The organism is Neisseria sp. P0024.S006 (genome assembly GCF_051956595.1).
Lineage (GTDB): Bacteria > Pseudomonadota > Gammaproteobacteria > Burkholderiales > Neisseriaceae > Neisseria.
Genome location: NZ_JBQCXH010000002.1, coordinates 405,007 through 427,684, shown reverse-complemented (window position 1 = coordinate 427,684; position 22,678 = coordinate 405,007). Strand labels below are relative to the sequence as shown.

The 22,678-nt window shown below is 48.7% G+C and carries 23 protein-coding genes and 1 other RNA gene; 13 read left to right on the top strand and 11 right to left on the bottom strand.

The features are described from left to right. Nucleotides 1-6 precede the first annotated feature (6 nt). The 5 genes from ACTHUF_RS05810 to rnpB all read left to right on the top strand — a co-directional run bounded on the left by ACTHUF_RS05810 (nucleotide 7) and on the right by rnpB (nucleotide 2,836). A complete protein-coding gene (locus ACTHUF_RS05810; protein WP_315093167.1) occupies nucleotides 7-726 on the top strand; it encodes a septal ring lytic transglycosylase RlpA family protein in 720 nt (239 codons plus the stop codon). A gap of 98 nt (nucleotides 727-824) precedes the next feature. Next, nucleotides 825-1,409 (top strand): Holliday junction branch migration protein RuvA, encoded by a 585-nt coding sequence (gene ruvA / locus ACTHUF_RS05805; protein ID WP_070646431.1) that lies wholly within the window; start codon nucleotides 825-827, stop codon nucleotides 1,407-1,409. A 13-nt stretch (nucleotides 1,410-1,422) separates the two neighbouring features. After that, nucleotides 1,423-1,656 carry a hypothetical protein gene (locus ACTHUF_RS05800; protein ID WP_049322987.1) on the top strand — a complete coding sequence of 78 codons (234 nt, stop codon included), beginning with the start codon at nucleotides 1,423-1,425 and terminating at the stop codon, nucleotides 1,654-1,656. Nucleotides 1,657-1,710: 54 nt separating this feature from the next. Continuing rightward, on the top strand, nucleotides 1,711-2,421 hold the full coding sequence (locus ACTHUF_RS05795) for a hypothetical protein (protein ID WP_315093171.1): 711 nt from the start codon (nucleotides 1,711-1,713) through the stop codon (nucleotides 2,419-2,421). Nucleotides 2,422-2,474: 53 nt separating this feature from the next. Beyond that, nucleotides 2,475-2,836, top strand: an RNA gene (gene rnpB, locus ACTHUF_RS05790) — RNase P RNA component class A. 107 nt (nucleotides 2,837-2,943) lie between these two features. On the opposite strand, the gene mltA is transcribed toward rnpB, so the two are convergent. Then, nucleotides 2,944-4,266 carry a murein transglycosylase A gene (gene mltA, locus ACTHUF_RS05785; protein ID WP_049344924.1) on the bottom strand — a complete coding sequence of 441 codons (1,323 nt, stop codon included), beginning with the start codon at nucleotides 4,264-4,266 and terminating at the stop codon, nucleotides 2,944-2,946. Nucleotides 4,267-4,355: 89 nt separating this feature from the next. Next, nucleotides 4,356-4,928: an RDD family protein gene (locus ACTHUF_RS05780; RefSeq protein WP_070587859.1), complete on the bottom strand. Its 573-nt coding sequence runs from the start codon at nucleotides 4,926-4,928 to the stop codon at nucleotides 4,356-4,358. Between the two features lie 240 nt (nucleotides 4,929-5,168). On the opposite strand from ACTHUF_RS05780, the gene asd reads away from it, so the two are divergent. Continuing rightward, complete coding sequence (gene asd / locus ACTHUF_RS05775; protein WP_049333106.1) at nucleotides 5,169-6,284, top strand: aspartate-semialdehyde dehydrogenase; 1,116 nt, start codon at nucleotides 5,169-5,171, stop codon at nucleotides 6,282-6,284. A gap of 89 nt (nucleotides 6,285-6,373) precedes the next feature. Here the strand turns inward: asd and ACTHUF_RS05770 are convergent, their stop codons facing one another. Next, on the bottom strand, nucleotides 6,374-7,171 hold the full coding sequence (locus ACTHUF_RS05770; RefSeq protein ID WP_315093453.1) for a factor H-binding protein: 798 nt from the start codon (nucleotides 7,169-7,171) through the stop codon (nucleotides 6,374-6,376). Between the two features lie 198 nt (nucleotides 7,172-7,369). Here ACTHUF_RS05770 and ACTHUF_RS05765 point away from each other — a divergent pair, with 198 nt between their 5' ends. Continuing rightward, nucleotides 7,370-7,852 carry a dihydrofolate reductase gene (locus ACTHUF_RS05765; protein WP_003747727.1) on the top strand — a complete coding sequence of 161 codons (483 nt, stop codon included), beginning with the start codon at nucleotides 7,370-7,372 and terminating at the stop codon, nucleotides 7,850-7,852. Nucleotides 7,853-7,935: 83 nt separating this feature from the next. Here the strand turns inward: ACTHUF_RS05765 and ACTHUF_RS05760 are convergent, their stop codons facing one another. Next, complete coding sequence (locus ACTHUF_RS05760; protein ID WP_003686685.1) at nucleotides 7,936-8,202, bottom strand: DUF3079 domain-containing protein; 267 nt, start codon at nucleotides 8,200-8,202, stop codon at nucleotides 7,936-7,938. 167 nt (nucleotides 8,203-8,369) lie between these two features. Here ACTHUF_RS05760 and ACTHUF_RS05755 point away from each other — a divergent pair, with 167 nt between their 5' ends. Further along, complete coding sequence (locus ACTHUF_RS05755; protein ID WP_070873670.1) at nucleotides 8,370-8,825, top strand: GNAT family N-acetyltransferase; 456 nt, start codon at nucleotides 8,370-8,372, stop codon at nucleotides 8,823-8,825. A gap of 68 nt (nucleotides 8,826-8,893) precedes the next feature. Here ACTHUF_RS05755 and dinG read toward each other — a convergent pair whose 3' ends face one another. The 4 genes from dinG to ACTHUF_RS05735 form a co-directional block, all read right to left on the bottom strand. After that, nucleotides 8,894-11,044, bottom strand: coding sequence for an ATP-dependent DNA helicase DinG (dinG, locus tag ACTHUF_RS05750; RefSeq protein WP_440407326.1), 2,151 nt, complete (start codon nucleotides 11,042-11,044; stop codon nucleotides 8,894-8,896). A 164-nt stretch (nucleotides 11,045-11,208) separates the two neighbouring features. Then, nucleotides 11,209-11,427, bottom strand: coding sequence for a DUF2061 domain-containing protein (locus ACTHUF_RS05745; protein ID WP_070826381.1), 219 nt, complete (start codon nucleotides 11,425-11,427; stop codon nucleotides 11,209-11,211). 34 nt (nucleotides 11,428-11,461) lie between these two features. Continuing rightward, nucleotides 11,462-12,046, bottom strand: coding sequence for an SMI1/KNR4 family protein (locus ACTHUF_RS05740; protein WP_070829737.1), 585 nt, complete (start codon nucleotides 12,044-12,046; stop codon nucleotides 11,462-11,464). Between the two features lie 125 nt (nucleotides 12,047-12,171). Then, entirely contained in the window at nucleotides 12,172-12,390 is a 219-nt protein-coding gene (locus ACTHUF_RS05735) for a hypothetical protein (protein WP_003743387.1), read from the bottom strand. 198 nt (nucleotides 12,391-12,588) lie between these two features. On the opposite strand from ACTHUF_RS05735, the gene ACTHUF_RS05730 reads away from it, so the two are divergent. Next, nucleotides 12,589-13,539: a D-2-hydroxyacid dehydrogenase gene (locus ACTHUF_RS05730; RefSeq protein ID WP_315093181.1), complete on the top strand. Its 951-nt coding sequence runs from the start codon at nucleotides 12,589-12,591 to the stop codon at nucleotides 13,537-13,539. Nucleotides 13,540-13,734: 195 nt separating this feature from the next. Here ACTHUF_RS05730 and gnd read toward each other — a convergent pair whose 3' ends face one another. Beyond that, on the bottom strand, nucleotides 13,735-15,183 hold the full coding sequence (gene gnd, locus ACTHUF_RS05725) for a decarboxylating NADP(+)-dependent phosphogluconate dehydrogenase (protein ID WP_315093183.1): 1,449 nt from the start codon (nucleotides 15,181-15,183) through the stop codon (nucleotides 13,735-13,737). 482 nt (nucleotides 15,184-15,665) lie between these two features. Between gnd and ggt the strand changes: the two genes are divergently transcribed. Then, the gene (ggt, locus tag ACTHUF_RS05720; RefSeq protein WP_440407325.1) at nucleotides 15,666-17,435 is read left to right on the top strand and encodes a gamma-glutamyltransferase; all 1,770 of its coding nucleotides are present in this window, start codon (nucleotides 15,666-15,668) and stop codon (nucleotides 17,433-17,435) included. Nucleotides 17,436-17,516: 81 nt separating this feature from the next. Here the strand turns inward: ggt and lpxC are convergent, their stop codons facing one another. Further along, a complete protein-coding gene (gene lpxC, locus ACTHUF_RS05715) occupies nucleotides 17,517-18,431 on the bottom strand; it encodes a UDP-3-O-acyl-N-acetylglucosamine deacetylase (protein ID WP_315093187.1) in 915 nt (304 codons plus the stop codon). Between the two features lie 650 nt (nucleotides 18,432-19,081). Between lpxC and gap the strand changes: the two genes are divergently transcribed. Beyond that, nucleotides 19,082-20,086, top strand: a complete 1,005-nt coding sequence (gene gap / locus ACTHUF_RS05710; RefSeq protein ID WP_003747744.1) for a type I glyceraldehyde-3-phosphate dehydrogenase — start codon at nucleotides 19,082-19,084, stop codon at nucleotides 20,084-20,086. Between the two features lie 95 nt (nucleotides 20,087-20,181). On the opposite strand, the gene tsaA is transcribed toward gap, so the two are convergent. Continuing rightward, nucleotides 20,182-20,856, bottom strand: coding sequence for a tRNA (N6-threonylcarbamoyladenosine(37)-N6)-methyltransferase TrmO (gene tsaA / locus ACTHUF_RS05705; RefSeq protein ID WP_315117058.1), 675 nt, complete (start codon nucleotides 20,854-20,856; stop codon nucleotides 20,182-20,184). Nucleotides 20,857-21,026: 170 nt separating this feature from the next. Here tsaA and ACTHUF_RS05700 point away from each other — a divergent pair, with 170 nt between their 5' ends. Further along, on the top strand, nucleotides 21,027-21,662 hold the full coding sequence (locus tag ACTHUF_RS05700) for a nicotinamidase (protein ID WP_315117056.1): 636 nt from the start codon (nucleotides 21,027-21,029) through the stop codon (nucleotides 21,660-21,662). Nucleotides 21,663-21,708: 46 nt separating this feature from the next. Then, complete coding sequence (waaC, locus tag ACTHUF_RS05695) at nucleotides 21,709-22,677, top strand: lipopolysaccharide heptosyltransferase I (protein WP_315117054.1); 969 nt, start codon at nucleotides 21,709-21,711, stop codon at nucleotides 22,675-22,677. The last annotated feature ends 1 nt before the right edge of the window (nucleotide 22,678 follow it).

Below are 22,678 nucleotides of genomic sequence, written 5' to 3'. Positions count from 1 at the left end.
CCCGTTTTGACTTTTACCAAAAAAACCCTCCTTTCCTTAGCCGCCGCCACCATCGGCGTCCTTTCCATCAATGCCGCCGTCGCCGACAGCGTGGTCCGAGTCGAAAAACTGCATCCTTCTGCCAACCGCAGTTACAAAGTTGCCGGCAAACGCTACACGCCGCTGACCCAAGTTTCCTCTTTCAGCCAAACCGGTAAAGCCTCATGGTACGGCAACCAATTCCACGGCCGTAAAACTTCCAGCGGCGAGCGTTACAATATGAACGCCCTCTCCGCCGCCCACAAAACCCTCCCTATTCCCAGCTACGCACGCGTGACCAATATGCAAAACGGCAAAAGCGTCATCGTCCGTGTCAACGACCGCGGCCCTTTCCACGGCAACCGCGTCATCGATGTTTCCCGCGCCGCCGCCCAACAATTAGGTTTCATCAACCAAGGCACGGCCAACGTCAAAGTTGAGCAAATCATCCCCGGCCAAACCGCCGCTCAAACCATTGTTTCCCCAAACAACAAAGAATTTTTTGTTGATTTGAAATCCTTCGGTACCCAACGCGAAGCGCAGGCTTATCTGAACCAAGCCGCACAAAGCCTGCCGTCAGACAGCAAAGTCATGCTGGAAAAACGCAACTACGAATACGTTGTCAAAATGGGTCCGTTCAGCAGTCAAGAACGTGCCGCCGAAGCAGGCGAACGCGCCCGTCATTTGAACCTGGCATCCGCCATCTGATTTCGTCCGCGTTAGCGCTGAAGTTTGATACAATACAAGGCCGTCTGAAACCCGATTGCAAGGTTTCAGACGGCCTTTTTTAATCACAGGGGAACACCATGATCAGCAGGCTCACAGGCAAATTGATTGAGAAAAATCCGCCGCAGGTCGTTATCGACGTCAACGGCGTCGGTTATGAAGCCGACGTTTCCATGCAGACTTTCTACAACCTGCCCCCCGTTGGCGAAACCGTCCATCTCTACACCCAGCTTGTCGTCCGCGAAGACGCGCATTTGCTGTTTGGTTTCGCCTCGGCCGAGGAACGCGCCACCTTCCGCCAACTGGTCAAAGTCAGCGGCATCGGTGCCAAAACCGCATTGGGCATTTTGTCGGCCATGAATGCCGACGAGCTGGCGCAAGCCATCGCCGAAGAAGACGTCAAACGCCTCTCCTCCGCCCCCGGCATCGGCAAGAAAACCGCCGAGCGCATGGTGTTGGAACTGCGCGGCAAACTCGTGTCCCATACCGTTTCAGACGGCCTTTTTGCCCCTGATGCCGTTGCCGACGAAAGCCAAGACATCATCAACACCCTGCTTGCCCTCGGCTACAACGAACGCGAAGCCAAAGCCGCCACCAAAGGCATTCCCAAAGGCACGGAAGTCGGCGAAGGTGTGCGTCTGGCCTTAAAAAACCTGCTCAAATAAGGCCGTCTGAAACATGAAAACTGCCGTCCTGAGTGCCGCCTTGCTTCTAAGCGCGTGCGTTTATACCGAGACTCCGTACGGGCGCACCGCCGTCTTAGACCTGCCCGTCCACGCGCAAACCACTGTCAACAAAACCGTGACCATCAACGCCCCGCCCGGGACGACCGTCATCTATCAAGACAGCGAACCCGTCCGCAATTACCCGGCCTATCCCGTTTATCCCCGCCGGGTTTATCGTTATCGATAAACAATGCTGACCGTTTGAAACCATATATTCAGACGGCCTGTTGAGAGACCAACCATGAAATACATCCTTCCCCTGCTTTTACTCCTGAGCGCCTGCACACCGGACGCCAAGACCACCACGGATGCCGCATCCGCCCCCAAAACACACGGCTTCGCACACCGCCTGACCGAAGGCGAAAAACTGCTGACCCAAGCCCTCATCAAACAAGACCTCGCCGCCTACTTCAAACACGAAACCGGCGGCGCATTTGCCGAACAAGCCCCCTTATTCTCGGCCCAGCAACTTGCCGAACAGAAAAACATCCCCCAAAACGATGCCATCGGCGTTTACGGCAAAATCATCAAAACCCAAGGCCGCACCGCCTGGCTGCAAACCGACAAGCAAACCCTCAAACTCGATTTGGCCGAGCCGCTGCAAGAAGCAGAAGGCGAAGTTACCCTTGTCTGCCAACATGAAAACACCGCCTTCCAAGACTGCCAAACAGAAGAAAACTTCGCCCGACGCTTTACCGAACAAATCTTCTCGGCGGTCGAGTCCGGACGCGTATCCGCCCAAACAGACGCACCGGCCGAAGAAATCATGGCCGGCCGCCTCATCCCGTTTTTAAGTGCCGCCAGCGACTTTACCGGCAACTTCAAAGCCTGCGCCACCACCATGACCGAATACTGCACCAGCCGCCTGGCACGCGAAATGCCCGAATCCGCAGTTCGCAAAAAAGCACAGGAATTGGGTTTGACCGAAATAGCATTTAAAAAGAAAAAATAAATATTTAGGCCGTCTGAACCCTATGGCGGCTGTGTTATAATCCGCACCTCATACAGGTCGGACAGACAGTCGCCGCGTATCGCGTAAGGCATACGGGGAGGAAAGTCCGGGCTCCACAGAGCAGAATGCCGGCTAACGGCCGGGCGCGGCAACGCGACGGAAAGTGGAACAGAAAGCAATACCGCCGATGATTGCCTTCGGGCAAAACAGGTAAGGGTGAAAAGGTGCGGTAAGAGCGCACCGTGCATTTGGTAACAAAGCGCAGCAGGCTAAACCCCATTCGGAGCAAGACCAAACAGAACGCGATGACGCTGCTCGCCGAGCGTTCGGGTAGGTTGCTTGAGCACACCAGCAATGATGTGCCTAGAGGAATGACTGTCCGCGACAGAACCCGGCTTACCGTCCGAGCTGTATGTCCCCATACCGCGGCAGGTTTTAAAAACCTGCCGCATTTTTATCGAAATAAAAAGGCCGTCTGAAACCAAGATTCAGGTTTCAGACGGCCTTTTTTAAAACCGCTGTTTATGGACGGTATTCCGGTTTCATGCCGTTGGGCAAAAGCTGCCATACATAGCCGGTGGTTTTCATTTTGCCGGCCACTTCGCCTGCCTCGTCGCCATAGCCCCAGAAATAATCCACACGGACCGCGCCTTTGATCGCGCTGCCGGTGTCTTGCGCCATAATCAGGCGGTTGAGGGCTTTTTTGGTGATCGGATGGGCAGTGGCGACAAATAACGGTGCGCCAAGCGTGATGTAGTGGCGGTCGATGGCACCGGCGTACTCGCCCATCAACGGCGTACCCAATGCGCCCACCGGGCCGGAATCGCCGCTGCCGGTCAGCTCGCGGAAGAAGACATAGCTTGGGTTTTGTCCCAAAACTTCGGCAAGGCGGCCGGGGTTTTGCTTCATATAGGCCTTGATGCCCTGCATACTGGTCTGACCCAGCGGCAGATAACCTTTGTCCGCCATATAGCGGCCGATGGAAACATACGGATGCTCGTTTTTATCGGCAAATCCGACGCGGATGTATTTGCCGGACGGTGTTTTCAGACGGCCTGAACCTTGAATGTGCATAAAGAAAAGTTCGACCGGATCATCTGCATAACCCAAAATCGGCGCTTTGCCGTTAAGCGCGCCGCCGTTGATTTGGCTGCGGGTGTAGTAAGGAACGAAACGGCTGCCTTCAAAACGGCCTTTCAGCGCAGTGCTGCGTGCTGTAATCGGGAATCTGGACAAGTCGGCCGTGTATGCGCCGCTGTTGTCGATGACGCCGCTGTTTGGGCCGGTTTGGCGGATGCGGACGGTGGCTTTGCTGCCCCTCAAGTTTGCAGCCAGCGGAACGGAAACAAAATCGTTCGGAATGCCGTAAATAGGGAAACGGGATTGGCTCGTGGATTTGTCGTCGCCGCGCAGGACCGGTTCGTAATAACCGGTAATGGTGCCGGCAGGATTGCCGCCGTTATCGACGCGCCATGCGGTGAAATAGCGCTCGAAAAAGTGCTTGGCTTGGAAATGGTGCACCGGTGTTTGCATGGCCTGGATACAAACGTCCTGCCAGCCTTGGCGGTTTTTAAGTTTTTCACAGCCTAAACGGAAAGATTGCAGGCTTTTGGTAAAGTGTTGGAGGTCCCAGTGCGGCAATTCGTTGTAGGAAACTACGGTGTAGTTTGCTCCTCCCCCGCTCACTGTCGTACCGACGGGATCGGGCGTACCGGTGGGGCGGTCAGGGCCTTTGATAACGCTGGTGTCGGTTTCGGGGAGGTTTTTAATGCTTTTGCTCGGACAGGCGGCAAGAATGGCCGCGGCAATGCTGACGAGCGTAATGCGGTACAAATGTTTTTTCATGAAATCAATAGCGTGTCGAAAGGCCGTCTGAAAGCGATTTTTCAGACGGCCTATGTTGGAAAGTGCTGATTTTAACACAAAAAAGCGATTTATCGGCGCGGCGGCAATTTGACGACAACCGTATCGGCCAGCATATCGTAGAGCGTGCGGCGGTCGCGTTTGACGGAAAAGAGCATGATGAAGTTGATGAAGGCTATAAGCAGAGAAATCAGGTTTCCACCCGTGTCACTTATTGCCAACGATACAATAGTTACCACAACACCAACAGCAAGCGCCCAAACAACTTCGCGGATTAAAACTGTTCCTTCAAAACCTGGATTATTCCCGTCACTTTTTAACACGCGGATGCCCATAATTTTTTTACCTAAAGACTGACCGTCCCGGCTCATGTAATACAGTTGGAAGATACCGAAAACCAAATAAACAGCCAAAGAAATAAAAAATGTTATGGCAAAATATTCAGGGGTATTAGAAAGAGAAGACTCCGAAACTAATTCTTTGCTTTCATCTAAAGTGAAAACTACCATCACAATGAATGGTAACCATATCAAAAAAGTAAACAGATTATTCAACAAATATGCCGCAACCCTCGCCCCCGGCGAAGCAATATGGACATCTACTATTTCTGTTTGGGGCAAATCCGACAAATTGATTTTGCTCATTTAATCTTCCTCTGTACCATTAATGAAATGCAATTTCATTGCCATCTTAACCTATTTTCCTATCATTCTAAAAATTTTCGATAAAAACCTTTACATTTTCCGCAGACGGCGTTAAAACGTTTGTTTTCCCCTTTTTTATAGTGGGTTAACAAAAATCTGAACAAAGCGGCAGGCGATGCCGTTCCGATTTTTGTTAATGCACTATAAACTTATCCGGATTTTCTTTGTAAGGAGTAACACATGAAAGTAGGTTTTGTCGGCTGGCGCGGTATGGTCGGCTCTGTTTTGATGCAGCGTATGAAAGAAGAAAACGACTTCGCCCATATTCCCGAAGCGTTTTTCTTTACCACTTCCAACGTCGGCGGTGCTGCCCCTGATTTCGGTCAGGCGGCCAAAACATTGTTGGATGCCAACGATGTTGCCGAATTGGCAAAAATGGACATCATCGTTACCTGTCAGGGCGGCGATTACACCAAATCCGTGTTCCAACCCCTGCGCGACAGCGGCTGGAACGGATACTGGGTTGACGCGGCTTCTTCCCTGCGCATGAAAGACGACGCGATTATCGTCCTCGACCCGGTCAACCGCAACGTCATCGACAACGGCCTCAAAAACGGCGTGAAAAACTACATCGGCGGCAACTGCACCGTTTCCCTGATGCTGATGGCTTTGGGCGGCCTGTTCCAAAACGATTTGGTCGAATGGGCAACCAGCATGACCTACCAAGCCGCTTCCGGCGCGGGTGCGAAAAACATGCGCGAACTCATCAGCGGTATGGGCGCGATTCACGCCCAAGTGGCAGACGAGCTTGCCGACCCTTCCAGCGCGATCCTCGACATCGACCGCAAAGTGTCCGATTTCCTGCGCAGCGAAGACTATCCGAAAGCCAACTTCGGCGTACCGCTCGCCGGCAGCCTGATTCCTTGGATTGACGTGGATTTGGGTAATGGCCAGTCCAAAGAAGAATGGAAGGGCGGCGTGGAAACCAACAAAATCCTCGGCCGCAGCGACAATCCGACCGTAATCGACGGCTTGTGCGTGCGCATCGGTTCTATGCGCTGCCACAGCCAAGCCATTACCCTGAAGCTGAAAAAAGACCTGCCTGTTTCTGAAATCGAAGCGATTTTGGCAGGCGCGAACGACTGGGTGAAAGTCATCCCCAACGAAAAAGAAGCCAGCATCCACGAGCTGACGCCCGCCAAAGTAACCGGCACGCTGTCTGTTCCCGTCGGCCGTATCCGCAAACTGGAAATGGGCGGCGAATACATCAGCGCGTTCACTGTCGGCGACCAACTCTTGTGGGGCGCTGCCGAACCGTTGCGCCGCGTATTGCGCATTATCTTGGGCAGCCTGTAATTGAGGTTGGCATGAAAAAAGCAACGGTTTGAGCCGTTGCTTTTTTGGATAATAACAAGGCCGTCTGAACCTTTCAGACGGCCTTTTTCCTATTCTTTCTTACCGGCCAAACCGATTTCTTTGGTGGAATCGCCAACTTTGATTTGCGCCTTACCGGCAATTTCCTCAGCCTGCGGGCCGAAGAGTTTCAAATCGTAACGGCCGTTTTCGACACCGTTCAAACTGGTTTTACCGCTGATGGCGGCTTTGCCGTTGTTATTGGCAATGCCTGCGGCAAGCAGGTCGACATTATTGTGGGAAGCCATGCTGCTGATTTTGCCGTAACCTTGTTTTTTATCGAAATCGACGGTGTATTTCAGACGGCCGCTGCGGTCGTCGCCGTTAAACGCGATACCCGAATACTGATAGCTGCCTTGTTTGGGCAAATTGCGATACGCAGTTTCATCGCCTTGGACTTCGCCGACGGTGAATGTGTATGTATCGAGGTTTTGCAGCTTGCCTGCGTCATCGGCTTTTTGTTTGGCGTAACGCGCGGCAACAGTGGAATAATTTTGTTTATACACTTGAAAGTCGCCCGTTTCCAAAGTGATGACTTGGCCGTTTACCTTGATTTTTTGGGCGTAGTCGTAAGAGGATACTTTATCGGTTTTCAAAAAGCCGGTATCGAGTTTGTCACCTTTTTGCAGGGTTTGCGTTTTACCGTTGGCTGTCAGGTCCAACGTACCGTTTTCAGGGACGGATTCGTTCAATTCAACGGACAACACGCCTTTCGGATGCGGATTGAGCGGCTCGGTAACGGCATTTGACAAGCCGCTTGTTGCGCCGCCGCAGGCAGCCAACATCAAAGACAGGGAAGCCGTCAAAGCAGAAATACGGAGGGTTCTCATCATTTTTTTCCTTTCCTTTTTTATTTGGTATGATATTTATCATATACCTAAAAAAATGAACAATAAATGATTTTTGTCAAAATTAAGTATTTTGAATATTGATTTTATAAATATTGAAACATTTTTAAAATATCGGGTATTCAGTCTATTCAAAGTCCCTTCCGCTATAATCATTTTATTTTACAAACGGATTTCATCATGCCGAAAATCACCCTTATCGCCGCCTACGCCGCCCGCCGCTGTATCGGCATCAACAACACCATGCCTTGGCATTTGCCCGAGGATTTTGCCTTTTTCAAATCCTACACCACCGGCAAACCCGTCATTATGGGCCGCAAAACATGGGAATCGCTGCCGCGCAAACCTCTACCCGGCCGTCAAAATATCGTCATCACCCGCCAAGCTTATCAGGCCGAAGGCGCGCAAACGGCGGCTTCTTTGGAAGATGCACTGGCTTTGTGTCAGGGGGTTGAAGAAGTCATCATCATGGGCGGCGCGCAAATTTATGCACAAGCCCTGCCGATTGCCACCGATTTGCGCTTGACCGAAGTCGGTTTGGATGTGGACGGCGATGCGTTTTTTCCTGAGTTTTCCACAGAAACATGGCAAGAAGCCTCTCGGGAAAATCATGTTTCCGCCAAAGGCATCGAATACGCGTTTGTGCATTATGTGAAGGCATAATCCGACAACGCAAAGGCCGTCTGAAACCCTGTTTTCAGGTTTCAGACGGCCTTTTTTTATCTCGTTTGTTTACGGCATACCGTTTAAGCCGTTTTGTTTTTCAAAGGCAGTTTGATATGCGGTTTGGCCGGCTTGGGTGCTTCTTTCAGTCCAAGCTCGATTTGCTGCTCTTCGCTCAACAAATTGCTCCAGTCGCCTTTTTTATACCAGTCGCGGCCGTCCAATTCGATGGGATGTTGGATGCGCTCGCAACCGTTGCCGCATTGCAAATCGTCTTCTTTGCAGTATTTGTCGCAACCCCAGCAGATACGCTCGGGATTTTTCGGGAAAATGGGAAATTTCTTGGCCATGATGTTCTTCTTTTGTTTGTGTGCGGTATGGACAGAATTATAAGTGATTTGAATGGGGCTGGCGGCGGGTTTATCGTGTTTTACGCTGATTTTTTAAGATGTGTTAACCTTTCAGACGGCCTATACTGTAAAAACTATCCCTATGCGGTACAACAAAAGGACCCAATATGAACATATGCCGTCTGAAGCCTGAATTTGTCGAGCCTTTAGCCCTCGCGCTGTTTGAGGAATGGCACGATTTTGCGCCGTGGTCGTCTCTGGACAAAATCCGTGCGTATTACGCGCAGTGCCTTAATGGGGATAACTTGCCGCTGGCGTTTGCGGCTGTGGATAAGGAAGGGCGGCTGATGGGTTCGGCGGCATTGAAGCGGTTTGATATGGCGTGTTTTCCCGAATACGAATATTGGCTGGGCGATGTGTTCGTTTTGCCGCAATTTCGCGGTTTGGGCGTAGGCAGGCAGCTGGTTTCGTTTTGTCTGGATAAAGCACACGAACTGGGTTTGCCGCATCTGTTTCTCTATACGCCGGATGTGCAGGCCGTGTATGAAAAGTTCGGCTGGAAAGAAATCACGCAGACTTGGCACAACGGGGAAACCGTATCCGTCATGAAATTGGATTTATAGCTTGAAAAGAATAAAAGGCCGTCTGAACATTTGGTTTCAGACGGCCTTTGCCTTTGAATTATCCACAACTACCCTATCCGTTTAAACGGCGGCAGACAGGCCAATAATTGTTGGCCGTAGCGTTGCGTTTTGACGCGGTTGTCGAGGATGGTCACGCGGCCGTAATCCTGTTCGGTACGGATAAGGCGGCCGACGGCTTGGATCAGTTTGATGCTGGCTTCAGGCACCGTAATTTCGATAAAGGGATTGCCGCCGCGTTGTTCAATCCAGCGGTTTTGCGTTTTCTCGATGGGGTTGTCCGGCATGGCAAACGGTAGCTTGGCGATAATGACTTGCACGCAGGCCGTGCCGGGCAGGTCGAGGCCTTCGGCAAAACTGTCAAGGCCGAAAATAATGCTGGCTTTACCTTCGGCAATGGCTTGATGGTGCCTTTGTAAAAGAACGGCCTTGGGCAACTCGCCCTGCACAAGCAGAAGTGGCAAGTATTCGTCAGGCAGGCGCAAGGCGACGTCCTGCATTTGCTTGCGCGAGGAAAACAACACCAGCGTGCCGATGGCTTCAACCGGCGAAACCAGCTTCGGCAACCATTCGACAATGGCGGCCGTATGCGCATCAGGGTCTTTCGGGCTGGCATGAACCGGCGGAATATACAGCTCACCTTGCGCATCGAAATTAAACGGGCTTTCCAAAGCAAGCGTGGTGGTTTCGGGCAGCCATAATAGGCCGGTTTGGCGCAAAATCAGGTTGAAGCTGCCGAGCGATTGCAGGGTAGCCGAAGTCAGCACCGCACCTGCCGCGCGCCGCCACAGATTGTTGGCAAGGTGGGATGCGCTGCTGATGGGGCTGGCGTTGAAAATATAGTCGTTTTTGTCGTCGGCACGGCGGGTTATCCATTTCGCCAACGGCTCTTCGCCCTCGATGGGAACGGTGGAGAGTAAATCCCAAACCGCACTGATTTGTTCGATACGGGCGATAAAAAGGCCGAACTCGCTGGTCAGGCGGTCGAGGAGCGCGCCGTCCTGTTCTTTTTCGCGGCGTGCGTCGGAAAGCGCATCGTTCAGGCCGATAACGTGTTTGAGCAGGCTGCGCGCAGCAATGGCCGTATTGGAAACCGTGGTTTCAAGGCCTTCGGGGATTTTGCCGTCTTCCCACAGCCAAGTCGGTTCGTTGTGTTTCCGCCTGTCATTTTCAGACGACCCCAGACTTAAAGACGGCTCTTCCACCAAATGGAACTGCCATTCGTGCAGGCTGTCGAGCAAGGATGTGGCAGCTTCGTCGGCAAGGTTGGCAAGTTCGGCTTTATCGGTCAGCGCGGCAATTTTGCCGGTAAGCTGCGGCAGTTTTTCCAGCGTCCAAACGGCAATATTCCATGAATGTTCGGCGGCAAAACGGCTGAGGGCTTTTTTGGGCAGGTGGTGCGCTTCGTCTATGCAATAAAAACTGTTTTCGGGCGCAGGCAGAATCACACCGCCGCCCATGCTGATGTCGGCAAGCAGAAGATCGTGGTTGGCAACGACGACATCGACGGTTTCCAAAACATCGCGCGCCAGGTAAAACGGGCATTCCGGACGGTTGGGACAGGCGGATTTCAGGCAGCCGTGGCGGTCGTTGGTCACTTTGAGCCAAATCGCGTCATCGATTTTTTCCGGCCAAGTGTCGCGGTCGCCATTAAAGCGGCGGGCGGAAAATTCATCGGCAATGTCGCGCAGCAGGTTCAATTCTTCCGGCTTGGGTTTGCTGTCCCACAACACTTCCGGCGCTTCAAAACCAAGCAGGTTTTGCTGGGCATTGTTTTGCGTCAGTTGATAGAGTTTGTAGGGGCAAAGATAACGGCCGCGCCCCTTGGCAAGCGCAAAGGTCAGCTCCAAACCGCTTTTTTCGACCAGAAACGGCAAATCGCGGTCGACCAACTGCTCCTGCAAGGCCACCGTCGCGCTGCTGACAATCAGCCGTTTGCCGCGCGTTTGCGCCATGATTCCACCGGCCAAAAGATAGGCCAACGATTTACCCACGCCGGTCGGCCCTTCGATCACGGCAATGCTCTCGCCCTCGCGTTTGGGCGCTTCTTCGCCTTCTTCACGCGTCAACGTCCGCGAAAAAGCGTTGGCAATCGCCGCAATCATTTCCCGCTGCGAAGCGCGCGGACGGAAACCGGGCAGGTTTTTGCCGATGTTTTGGTAATGGTCGCGGATGGCGTTTTTTTCTAAATCGGTGAGCATTGAGGCCGTCTGAATGGGTTTGCAAGAATAGCGTATTTTAGCATTTTTACCTTCATGAAGCCCTTGTAAAGTCTTACTCTATTTTAGGGTTTGGCATTTTGATGGCGATGGCCGAACCGAAAAACCATAATCGGTTTTGATCAAGCAAAAGGCCATCTGAAACTTTAGCCGCACTGATGCAGAGGCACCCACAATTTTTGCTTTTCGGATTTGTTTTTCTCGTAGCGGTTCCACGCTTTTTCATGAAAATAAAAGACGACGGTATTGACGATGGGTTCGACCAAAGCCACCGCACTGGAAACACCGATACTGCCGGTCAGAATATAGGCGACACTAAATGCGACGCTGAAATGCAAAATAGCAAATGTAATGGTTTTAATCATTAGGTTTTGTGCGGGCTACGGCTTGTTTCAATTATTAAACTGGAATCATTCTGCTAAAGCAATCATATAGATTTTTACCAATTAAATAGATATTTTGGAATTTTACTTCTTCAGGCATTTGTACACCAAATTCATCAAAATAATCTTCTTCATCCCATTCATTTTCATGATCCCAATAGAAAATTTGCCCAATTCTTTCTCCTTGAGTACATAGACAAATCAAATCACCAAATTCATTACTTGATATTGGTAGAAAATTATCTGGTATTCTATTTTTGTATTTTTCAAGCCTTTCACTAATTTGGGAGTTTTTTTGGTAGTTTATATTTTCACCATAAAAAAAACCTAAATCACCACCACTCCATTCGATATTACCACCTACAGGAATATCGTCATCAGGATAACAATATTCAGGCAAATCACTATATGGGGTTAACTTAAATTCTTTTATAAATCCTGTCTCTCCACCAAATAATTCAAGATAATCCAAATAATCTGAAAATTCTTCTTTAGTAATATCTAAAAATTTGGACATTAATTTTCTAGATGTAGGAATCAGTGGTTCAAATGTAAACCTTTGAACTCCACCCATTTTCTCAACTAAACTCTTAATTTTCATTTTCATTACTCCTTTCAGTTATAATTTGTCAAATAATCAACATTTCTCCTTAGGTTGTTTATTACGCATAGTACATGTATGTATTCCACATATACGTTACATTAAAACTGAAAATTTCATGTAGACTAAGAATTGCTTAAATCAGGGAGGATAATAGGTTTGTAACTAAGTACTTTATCAGCTATTTCCTCGGAGCTCATGTTTGTCCAATATATATAATCTGATATATTTGGATCTGTGACCAAATTTTCTAATTTTTCAAGAAATACATCTTCATCCTCTTCTGAACCTTCAAAATTTCTTAACTGATCAATCAATTTGATTAAATATAATCTATCTAACATAATGCTATCCTCTTCCAAAATGGTATTTCGGGTCTAGTATCTCTTTATGGAATTTTGGTGTAACAATCAGCTTATTTTCCTGATACATTGATGTTTTAATCACTATATAATAATTATTATCAACTAACGCGTATATTTTAAATCCTTTATCCTTATTTAGATTTTATAAATCGATATTTTATTTTTGATAGGAATTTTATGAATTCGCTCCAAATTGTCGTCCTCGACCGCGATACCCTCGTCAACCGTCCGTTTGAATTTGATTTTCCACACACATTAAGCAGCTACGGCACAACCGAAGCGCACGAAACGCTGGCGCGTATCCGCGGCGCGGACATTGTGATTACCAACAAAGTCGTGATTTCCGCCGAAGCATTTGCCGAAAATCCACAACTCAAGCTGGTTGCCGTTACCGCGACAGGCGTCAACAATGTGGATGTTGAGGCCGCCAAACAAAACGGCACGGCCGTGTGCAATATCCGCGCTTACGGTAATGAATCCGTGGCGGAACACGCGTTTATGATGATGATTACCCTGATGCGCAACCTGCCTGCCTATCAGCGCGACGTTGCGGCAGGCTTGTGGGAAAACTCGCCGTTTTTCTGCCACCTCGGCGCACCGATGCGTGATTTAAACGGCAAAACGCTGGCGATTTTCGGTCGCGGCAATATCGGTAAAACGCTGGCAACTTATGCACAGGCTTTCAAAATGAATGTCGTGTTCGCCGAACATAAAAATGCCCAAAGCGTCCGCGACGGCTATGTTTCCTTTGACGAAGCCATCCGCTCCGCCGATGTCGTGTCGCTTAATTGCCCGCTCACGCCGCAAACGGCCAACATGATAGGCGAAGCCGAATTGCAGCAAATGAAACCCGGCGCCATCCTCATCAACTGCGGGCGCGGCGGCCTGGTTGATGAAGCCGCTTTGGTTGCGGCGTTGAAATACGGCCAAATCGGCGGGGCAGGTTTTGACGTGTTGACACAAGAGCCACCACGCGACGGCAATCCTCTGCTGAAAGCCCGACTGCCCAACCTCATCGTCACGCCACACATTGCATGGGCAAGCCAAGAGGCTGCCAACCGCCTGTTTGACATCCTTTTGGACAACATCAACCGCTTCGTGGTCGGCAATCCGCAAAATCTGGTTTAATCTATGGAAAACCTGTTGATAAGGTTGTGAACAATTTTAAAGGCCGTCTGAAATATTCAGATGGCCTTTATTAATCTTTATTTATTTCATAAAGTTATCTATCAAATACTTTAAATCGTTTCATTCTTCATTGTGGATAACCCTATAAAAAGGCCGTCTGAAATACTCAGACGGCCTTTTGTTTGCCTGGGCAAATTAGATATCGTATGTGGTTGAAGCGGTATCGCCGCCCTTACCTGTCCAGTTGGTATGGAAGAACTCGCCGCGCGGTTTGTCGGTACGCTCGTAGGTGTGCGCGCCGAAGTAGTCGCGTTGCGCTTGCAGCAGGTTGGCAGGCAAACGCTCAGAAGTGTAGCCGTCAAGGAAGGTAATGGCAGAAGCCATGCAAGGCATCGGAATACCGCACTCGATCGCTTTGGCCACCACTTTACGCCATGCAGGCAGACAGGTTTCCAATACGCCTTTGAAATAAGGATCGGAACCCAAGAAGACCAAATCGGGATTGGCTTCGTATGCGTCGCGGATGTTGCCCAAGAAGGCGCTGCGGATAATGCAGCCTTCGCGCCACAAGAGGGCGGTGTTGCCGTAATTCAATGCCCAATCGTTGTTTTCACTGGCTTCACGGATGAGCATGAAGCCTTGTGCGTAGGAAATGATTTTGGATGCCAACAGGGCTTGGCGCAACGCATCCACCCATGCGGCTTTGTCGCCTTCAATCGGGGTAATGGTTTTGCCAAACAGGCTGTTTGCTTGGACGCGTTGGTCTTTAAACGCGGATACGCAACGTGCAAACACGGCTTCGGAAATCAGTGTCAGCGGAATACCCAAATCGAGGGCGTTGATGCCGGTCCATTTGCCCGTGCCTTTTTGACCGGCAGTATCAAGGATTTTTTCGACCAAAGGTTCGCCGTTTTCATCTTTGTAGCCCAAAATCGCGGCGGTGATTTCAATCAGGTAGGAATCCAGCTCGGTTTTGTTCCACTCGTTGAAGATTTGGTGCATTTCGTCATAAGACAGGCCCAAGCCGTCTTTCATGAATTGGTAGGCTTCGCAAATCAACTGCATATCGCCGTATTCGATGCCGTTGTGCACCATTTTGACGAAATGGCCCGCGCCGTCGCGGCCGACCCAGTCGCAGCAAGGCTCGCCTTGAGGCGTTTTGGCGGAGATGGCTTGGAAAATCGGCTTAACGGCAGGCCATGCGGCTTCGTCGCCACCGGGCATGATGGACGGGCCGTGACGCGCGCCTTCTTCGCCACCGGAAACGCCCGCGCCGATAAAGCGGATGCCTTTTGCCGCCAGCTTGTGCGTGCGGCGGGTGGAATCGGGATAATTGGCATTGCCGCCGTCAATAATAATGTCGCCTTCGTCCAAAAGCGGGACAAGTTGCTCGATAAAATCGTCCACGACAGAACCGGCGCGAACCATCATCATGATTTTGCGCGGTTTTTCTAATTTATCAACTAGATCTTGCAGTGAATATGCACCAATAATATTGGTATTTTTGGCTGCACCGTTTAAAAAATCATCTACTTTGCTGGTCGTACGGTTGTATGCGACAACTTTAAAGCCGTTGTCGTTCATGTTGAGAATCAGGTTTTGCCCCATTACGGCAAGGCCGATTACGCCAATGTCGCCTTTCATTTCGTGAAACTCCGTTATTGATTAATTTTATCAAGCGTAACTCTAGCTGATTTACACGTTTTTAACAATCCTTAACTTTTTAATTTTTTGAAAAGATGCCTTTACGTTTCAGACGGCCTTTGCCTTTGGGAAAACAAACTATAAATAAGATTTTAAATAATAAATAGAAGATGATATTGAGTGTTGCCACACCTTGTTGATAACTTTGATTAAAACAAATTTTCAAATACTTAGCTGATATTTTTTGATGAGGATAAAGTATGGCCGGTCTTGTTTGCATATGTGGATAAAATTTTTCTGCTGCTTCATTCTGTGGATAAATTTTCGCCTGTGCACAATCCTAGCTTTTTTATACTTCTCCAATCGGAACTGATTGAGTAGGGAAATAGTCAAATGGTTTTTTATTTCTGAATATTTTCATATTCCCTCTTGTTCAAGTTGGGAAAAGGCCGTCTGAAAATATTTAAATTAATGGAGTGAATATGAAATTTTCCTTTGGTATTAAATTATTACCTGTTTTGGTCTTAGCTGCTTGTGCGCAACAGCCGGTTCAAAAGCCTCAAGTTACCCTGCCCTCCGTATCTGTGGATAACCATGCGCCGGAACAAGGAACGGGGCTGACCGAGCAGAAATTGATCCGCGCCAAGCATTATATGGCAGCGTCTGCCAATCCGTTGGCAACCGAGGCAGGATACGAGGTTTTGAAACGCGGCGGCAGCACGATAGATGCGATGATCGCTATGCAGACGACCTTGGGACTGACCGAGCCGCAGTCTTCCGGTTTGGGTGGCGGCGCGTTTTTGGTGTATTGGGACAATAAGGCGAAAAAGCTGACGACGTTTGATGCCCGCGAAACGGCGCCGAAAGCGGCAACGCCGGCGCTTTTCTTGGATGAAAACGGCAAGCCGATGGGCTTTATGAACGCAGTGGTCGGCGGCCGTTCGGTCGGCGTGCCGGGGATTCCGAAGCTGCTGGAAGATGTCCACAAGCGTTACGGCAAATTGCCTTGGGCAAGTCTGTTTGACAAACCGATTGCTTTGGCGGAACAAGGCTTTACCGTTTCACCACGCATGGCGAAATCCATCGAGCAGAATCTGGAGCCTTTGAAACGTTATCCGCAAACCGCCGCGTATTTCCTGCCCGACGGCAAGCCTTTGGCAGCGGGAACAGTGTTGAAAAACCCTGAATTTGCCCGCTCCGTACGCCTGTTGGCGGAAAAAGGCAGCGCGCCGTTTTATCAGGGGGCGCAGGCGCAGAATATTGTCCGTGCCGTTACCGATGCTGTGGATAATCCCGGCAAAATCAGCATGGCGGATTTGAAAAACTACCGCGTTATCGAGCGCGAACCGGTTTGTGCGCCGTATCGTGAATACGAAGTCTGCGGCATGGGCGCGCCAAGTTCGGGTGCGATTGCTTTGGGCGAGATTTTGGGCGTATTGCAGAATCAGGATATGAAGGCGTTGGGCGCGGAAAATATCCACAGTTGGCGCTGGATAGGCGATGCGTCGCGGATTGCGTTTGCCGACCGCGATTATTATGTCGGCGATCCCGCGTTTGTCAACGTCCCGGCCCTCGCCCTGATTTCTCAGGCTTACCTGAAACCGCGCGCCGAAGAAATCCGCAAAGCTGACAAGGCATTGGAAAATATTCAGGCGGGCAAGTTCGGCAAGGCATACGCGCAGGGTATGGCGGTCGAGCTGCCATCCACCAGCCATTTGGTGGTTGTGGATAAAGACGGCAACGTCGTATCGATGACGACTTCGATTGAAAACGCATTCGGTTCGGGACTGATGGCAAACGGCTATCTGCTCAACAATGAATTGACCGATTTCGCTTTCAACCCTGTCGGCGCAGACGGTAAAACGGTGGCAAACAGCGTGGCGGGCGGCAAGCGGCCGCGTTCTTCGATGGCGCCGACCATTGTGATGAAAGGCGGCAAGCCTTATCTGGCGGTCGGTTCGCCCGGCGGCAGCCGCATTATCGGCTTCGTCGCCAAAACGCTGGTGGCGCATATCGATTGGGGCATGGACATTCAGGCGGCAATCTCCCTGCCGAATATGCTCAATCGCGGCAGCCAGTATGAAATTGAGGAAAAAACCGCTGCGGCGGACAAAGCGGCAGCGTTGGAAAAACTGGGCTACAAAGTCCAAATCCGCGATTTGAATTCCGGCGTACAAGGCATTGTGATCGGCAAAGACGGTTTGCTCGGCGGTGCCGACCCGCGCCGTGAAGGCAAGGTTATGGGCGATTGATATTGTTGGTTTGACATGAAAAAGGCCGTCTGAACTTGGTTTCAGACGGCCTTCTCATTGGACTGCTTTATCTATTTTTTATCAGGCTGCCGGCAGCTCGTGAAAAGCGGTGGGCAATTCTTCGTCATCGGCAAACTCAACCCATTCGTAAGCCGTTTCATCTGCCAAAACGGCACGCAAGAGTGCATTATTGATGGCATGACCTGATTTGTAACCTTCAAATGCGCTAATAATCGGATGGCCGACAATGTACAAATCGCCAATCGCATCCAGGATTTTATGGCGGACAAATTCATCGGGATAGCGCAAACCTTCCGGATTCAAAACGTCCATATCGTCAATCACGATGGCGTTGTTTAAATTGCCGCCCAGTCCGAGATTATGGGCGCGCATCATTTCCACTTCGTGCATAAAGCCGAAGGTACGGGCGCGGGCAATTTCATCGATATAGGATTTTCCTGCAAAATCAATCTCAAAAGTAGGTGCGCTGCGATTGAATACAGGATGGTCGAATTCGATGGTTAAAGTAACTTTAAAGCCGTCGTAAGGCGTAAAGCGCACCCATTTGCCGGTTTCTTTGATTTCAATGGGTTTGAGGATTTTTAAAAAACGTTTTTGGGCTTTTTGATCGACAACGCCCGCATCTTGCAAAAGATAAATAAACGGCAGGCTGGAGCCGTCCATAATCGGAATTTCAGGCGCGTTCAATTCAATCAAGGCATTGTCGATGCCGTAGGCAGACAGAGCCGACATAATGTGTTCAATCGTACCGATGCGCACGCCCTTATCGGTAACAATGGTTGAAGAGAGGCGGGTATCGTTGATCAAATAAGGATTCAATTGGATGACTTCGCCCATTTCCCCGCTCAAATCAGTACGGCGGAACGAAATACCGCTGTTTTCTTCGGCAGGATGCAAAGTCAGAGCGACCCTTTCGCCCGAATGCAGGCCAACGCCGGTAACGCTTACTGATTTGGCTAAAGTCCGTTGCAGCATAATTGCTTCCTTTTAAAAAGTCTGATGGACAAATGATACGTTAAAAAGGAAAAAACAAGCCATCATTTTTAATAGTATTTGCCAATATGGATGTTTTGCAGGGATGAACTTCACGTTTTGAATTATCCACAAATGTGTGTGAAATTGAAGTGGGTAATTTGGTTTTTATCCACAGATAAATAGGGAAACTAAGATTCTATCCCTTTTTATTCCGACATTCAGTTAGGATTTGCCTCAAAGATAAAAAGTGATTATTGGATTGGTTTTAAAGAAAAATCTTCTGTTATCCACAAAGGATTAGGACCATCATCAAAATCATCGTTTTAAAAATTTAAATACTATGATTTGAAGAAAAAACTGAGTTATCAGCACAAAAACGGCAAAATACAGAAAAATAGAACTAAATTTATGAAAATCATAAGCTTACAAAAAAATTAAGATAAAAAAATGAAATTTATGAAATAAAATACCAAAAAATAGGACTATTTAGACAAATCCGATATTTTCCTACAATCAAGAATTTCACGTTTTGTTTATTTAAATCAAACATTTTAAAAGTAATTACATGTAATTCTAGAAAGTAATTTTATTTCAGGATACAATGGCCTCACTGAGAAATTTTTCCCATTCCATCTAATAGGAGTAGCAAAATGAGTATTAAAGTAGCGATTAATGGTTTTGGCCGTATCGGTCGTCTGGCATTGCGTCAAATTGAAAAAGCCCAAGGTATCGAAGTCGTTGCTGTTAACGACTTGACTCCTGCAGACATGCTGTTGCACCTCTTCAAATACGACAGTACCCAAGGCCGCTTTGAAGGCTCTGCCGAATTGAAAGACGACGCTATTGTTGTTAACGGCAAAGAAATCAAAGTATTTGCCAATCCTAATCCTGAAGAATTGCCTTGGGGCGAGCTGGGTGTGGACGTCGTCCTCGAATGTACCGGTTTCTTTACCAATAAAACCAAAGCGGAAGCCCATATCCGTGCCGGTGCGCGCAAAGTTGTGATTTCGGCTCCCGGCGGCAATGATGTGAAAACTGTCGTATACGGCGTAAACCAAGATATTTTGGACGGCAGCGAAACCGTCATCTCTGCCGCTTCTTGTACGACTAACTGCCTGGCTCCTATGGCTGCGGTATTGCAAAAAGAATTCGGTATTGTCGAAGGCTTGATGACCACCATCCACGCCTATACCGGCGACCAAAACACCCTTGACGCGCCACACCGCAAAGGCGACTTCCGCCGCGCCCGTGCCGCTGCCTTGAATATCGTACCGAACAGCACCGGTGCCGCTAAAGCCATCGGCTTGGTTATCCCTGAATTGAACGGTAAACTTGATGGTTCTGCCCAACGTGTTCCCGTTGCTACCGGCTCTTTGACCGAACTGGTTTCTGTTCTTGAGCGTCCTGTGACCAAAGAAGAAATCAATGCCGCGATGAAAGCTGCGGCCAGCGAGTCTTACGGTTACACTGAAGATCAAATTGTTTCTTCCGACGTCATCGGTATTGAATACGGCTCACTCTTCGATGCTACTCAAACCCGCGTGATGACCGTAGGCGACAAACAATTGGTGAAAACCGTTGCTTGGTACGACAATGAAATGTCTTACACTTGCCAATTGGTTCGTACCTTGGAATTCTTTGCCAGCAAAATCTAAAGGATAACAGGCTGAATCAATCAGTCTGTGGATAACTCAAAGGCCGTCTGAACATTTCAGACGGCCTTTTGTTTGTAGAAAGATTCAATTTGTAATCAGATTGTGGATAGTTTAATCACTGTGGCACATTTGTTTTCTATCCTAAACTGCACTTCATAATCCGCAATATTCATTACATAAATCCGTTCGGGAATATCTTGGTAAGCAGGACGGGGATCTTGGGCAATGCTTTGTTCAATAAGATGTTTTTCTTCTGTGGATAAATGTTCCGCAAGCGTACTTTTTGCCCAGACTACGCTCAATTCTTTAGGTTTGCCGCTGACAAAGCCCGATGATGCGTCTGGTTTGGATTCGACAAACGGGATGTAGGGTTTGATATCCACTACCGGAGTACCGTCCAACAGGTCTGCGCCGCTGCAATAAATGCGGACAGGTTTGCCTGTTTCGATGCGTTCGAGTTTCAGCAGGGATAAACCGAGATGATTGGGGCGGTGTGGGCTGCGCGTGGCAAATACGCCCATTTTTTGTTTGCCTCCGAGCCGTGGCGGACGCACCATTTGCGCCCAACCTTCATCCAATACGCCGTGGAAAATAAAACTTATCCACACATAGTCGAAATCTTCCAAGCCCCGAACGCTGTCTGCGGTAAATTCAGGAGTGAGTTCAATGCAAATTTCTGCTGCAGGAACCAAGCCGGGTTGGCGGGCAATACCGAATTTTTGCTTGTAGGGGGAATGAACGGTTGCAATAGGCGTAATCGAATAGGACATAATTTGTGGATAAATATTCTGTACAAACTGTCATCATATCACAGATGTTTTCCCACATTTTGCAGTCGTAATTTGTTATAATACAAAGCATTTATTCCAAATGTCCGAACATGGGCAATAAATGCAAAATTTAAATTATTTAAAATAAAATCAATAGGTTATATTAATCCATGATTGTTTCTATCGATGTAGATGCACAAAAAACGTTTACGCCTTTGTGCCCGAAAGAATTGCCTGTTGTCGAAGGTCATCTGATTGCGGATGAACTCAATGCCCAAGCTGCATTGGCGGATTTGCGCGTGATGACGAAAGATGCGCATCATGCCGCGGCAAAATGGCTTGTGGATAATCCTGTTGATATGTTGAAGCCGACAGGTTTACCCGATGCGGATTTGACTTGGGTGGCGCATGCGATGGTTGGAACATATGGCTATGAATTGTTGGATGGCCTGCCTTCAGCCAAAGAATACGATTATTGCGTTTGGAAAGGCGTTGATCCTGAATTGCATCCTTACGGCGCATGTTTTCACGATATTGAAGAAAAACTCAGTACAGGTTTGATCGAATGGTTGCGCTGTCAAAATGCAGATACAGTTATTGTCGGCGGCTTGGCAACGGATTATTGTGTGAAGACAACGGTTTTACAGTTGCTTAAAGGCGGGGCTTGGAAAGTCATCGTCAATCAGGCGGCTTGTCGCGGCATTACTCCGGAAACGGTTGAATTCGCATGGCAGGAAATGCGTTCCGCCGGGGCTATTATTTTAGAAAACGCCGAAGAAATAAAAAAATACATTAATAATCAATAAAATATATTTTAAATCCTATTGTTTCACGTGAAACATCTTTCAAAATATGAAGATTTTACTTGTCCGCTTGTCCAGTATGGGCGATTTAATTCATACGTTGCCTGCAGTTGAAGATTTGGCGCGACAATGTCCTGAGGTAGAGCTCTATTGGCTGTGTGAGGCAGGGTTTGCAGATATTGCCCGCTTACATCCTTTTGTCAAAAAAGTTCATGTAATGAAATGGCGGCAATGGCGCAAGCACCTTTTTCAGGCTGAAACGTGGCGTGAAATAGGCCGTCTGAAAACGGATTTACAGGCTGAATCTTTTGATTTTGTTTTAGATAGTCAAGGACTGATTAAAAGCGCATGTTTTGCCAAAATGGCGAAATCCCCTATTTACGGTTTGGATAAACACAGCGCGCGTGAAAGTTTGGCTGCTCTTGCGTACAGCAAAACGTTTGCCGTGCCAAAAGGTAAAAATGCGGTCTGGCGAAACCGTGAATTATTCGCCCAAGTTTTTGGTTATACAATGCCTGAAACGCAGGTGTTTGGTTTGTCGGTTCCTGAATCAGGCCGTCTGAAAAATGTGCAATCCCCCTATTATGTTGCTTTGCATGCAACCAGTCGCGACAGTAAATTATGGCCGGTAGAACACTGGCGTGCATTATTGAAGAAGTTGAATGAAGAGCAACAATGCAATGTATATCTGCCGTGGGGAAATGAAACCGAAAAAATGCGTGCGGAGCAGATTGCAAGCTATTTACCGTTTGCTTCAGTTTGCGACAAAATGAATTTATTACAGGCTGCATTTTTATTGAAAAACGCAGTAGGTATTATTGGCGTAGATACCGGACTACTGCATCTTGCCAATGCATTGGAAAAGCCTGTCGTAGGAATTTATACAGATACAGATCCGACCAAGACCGGCGTTCAAGTTTCGGCTTATGCAAAGAATTTAGGCGGTATTGCTCAAATTCCCAATATTGACGAGGTTTATCAAACCTTGATGGATTGTGTTGCTGCATACGGTAAATAAT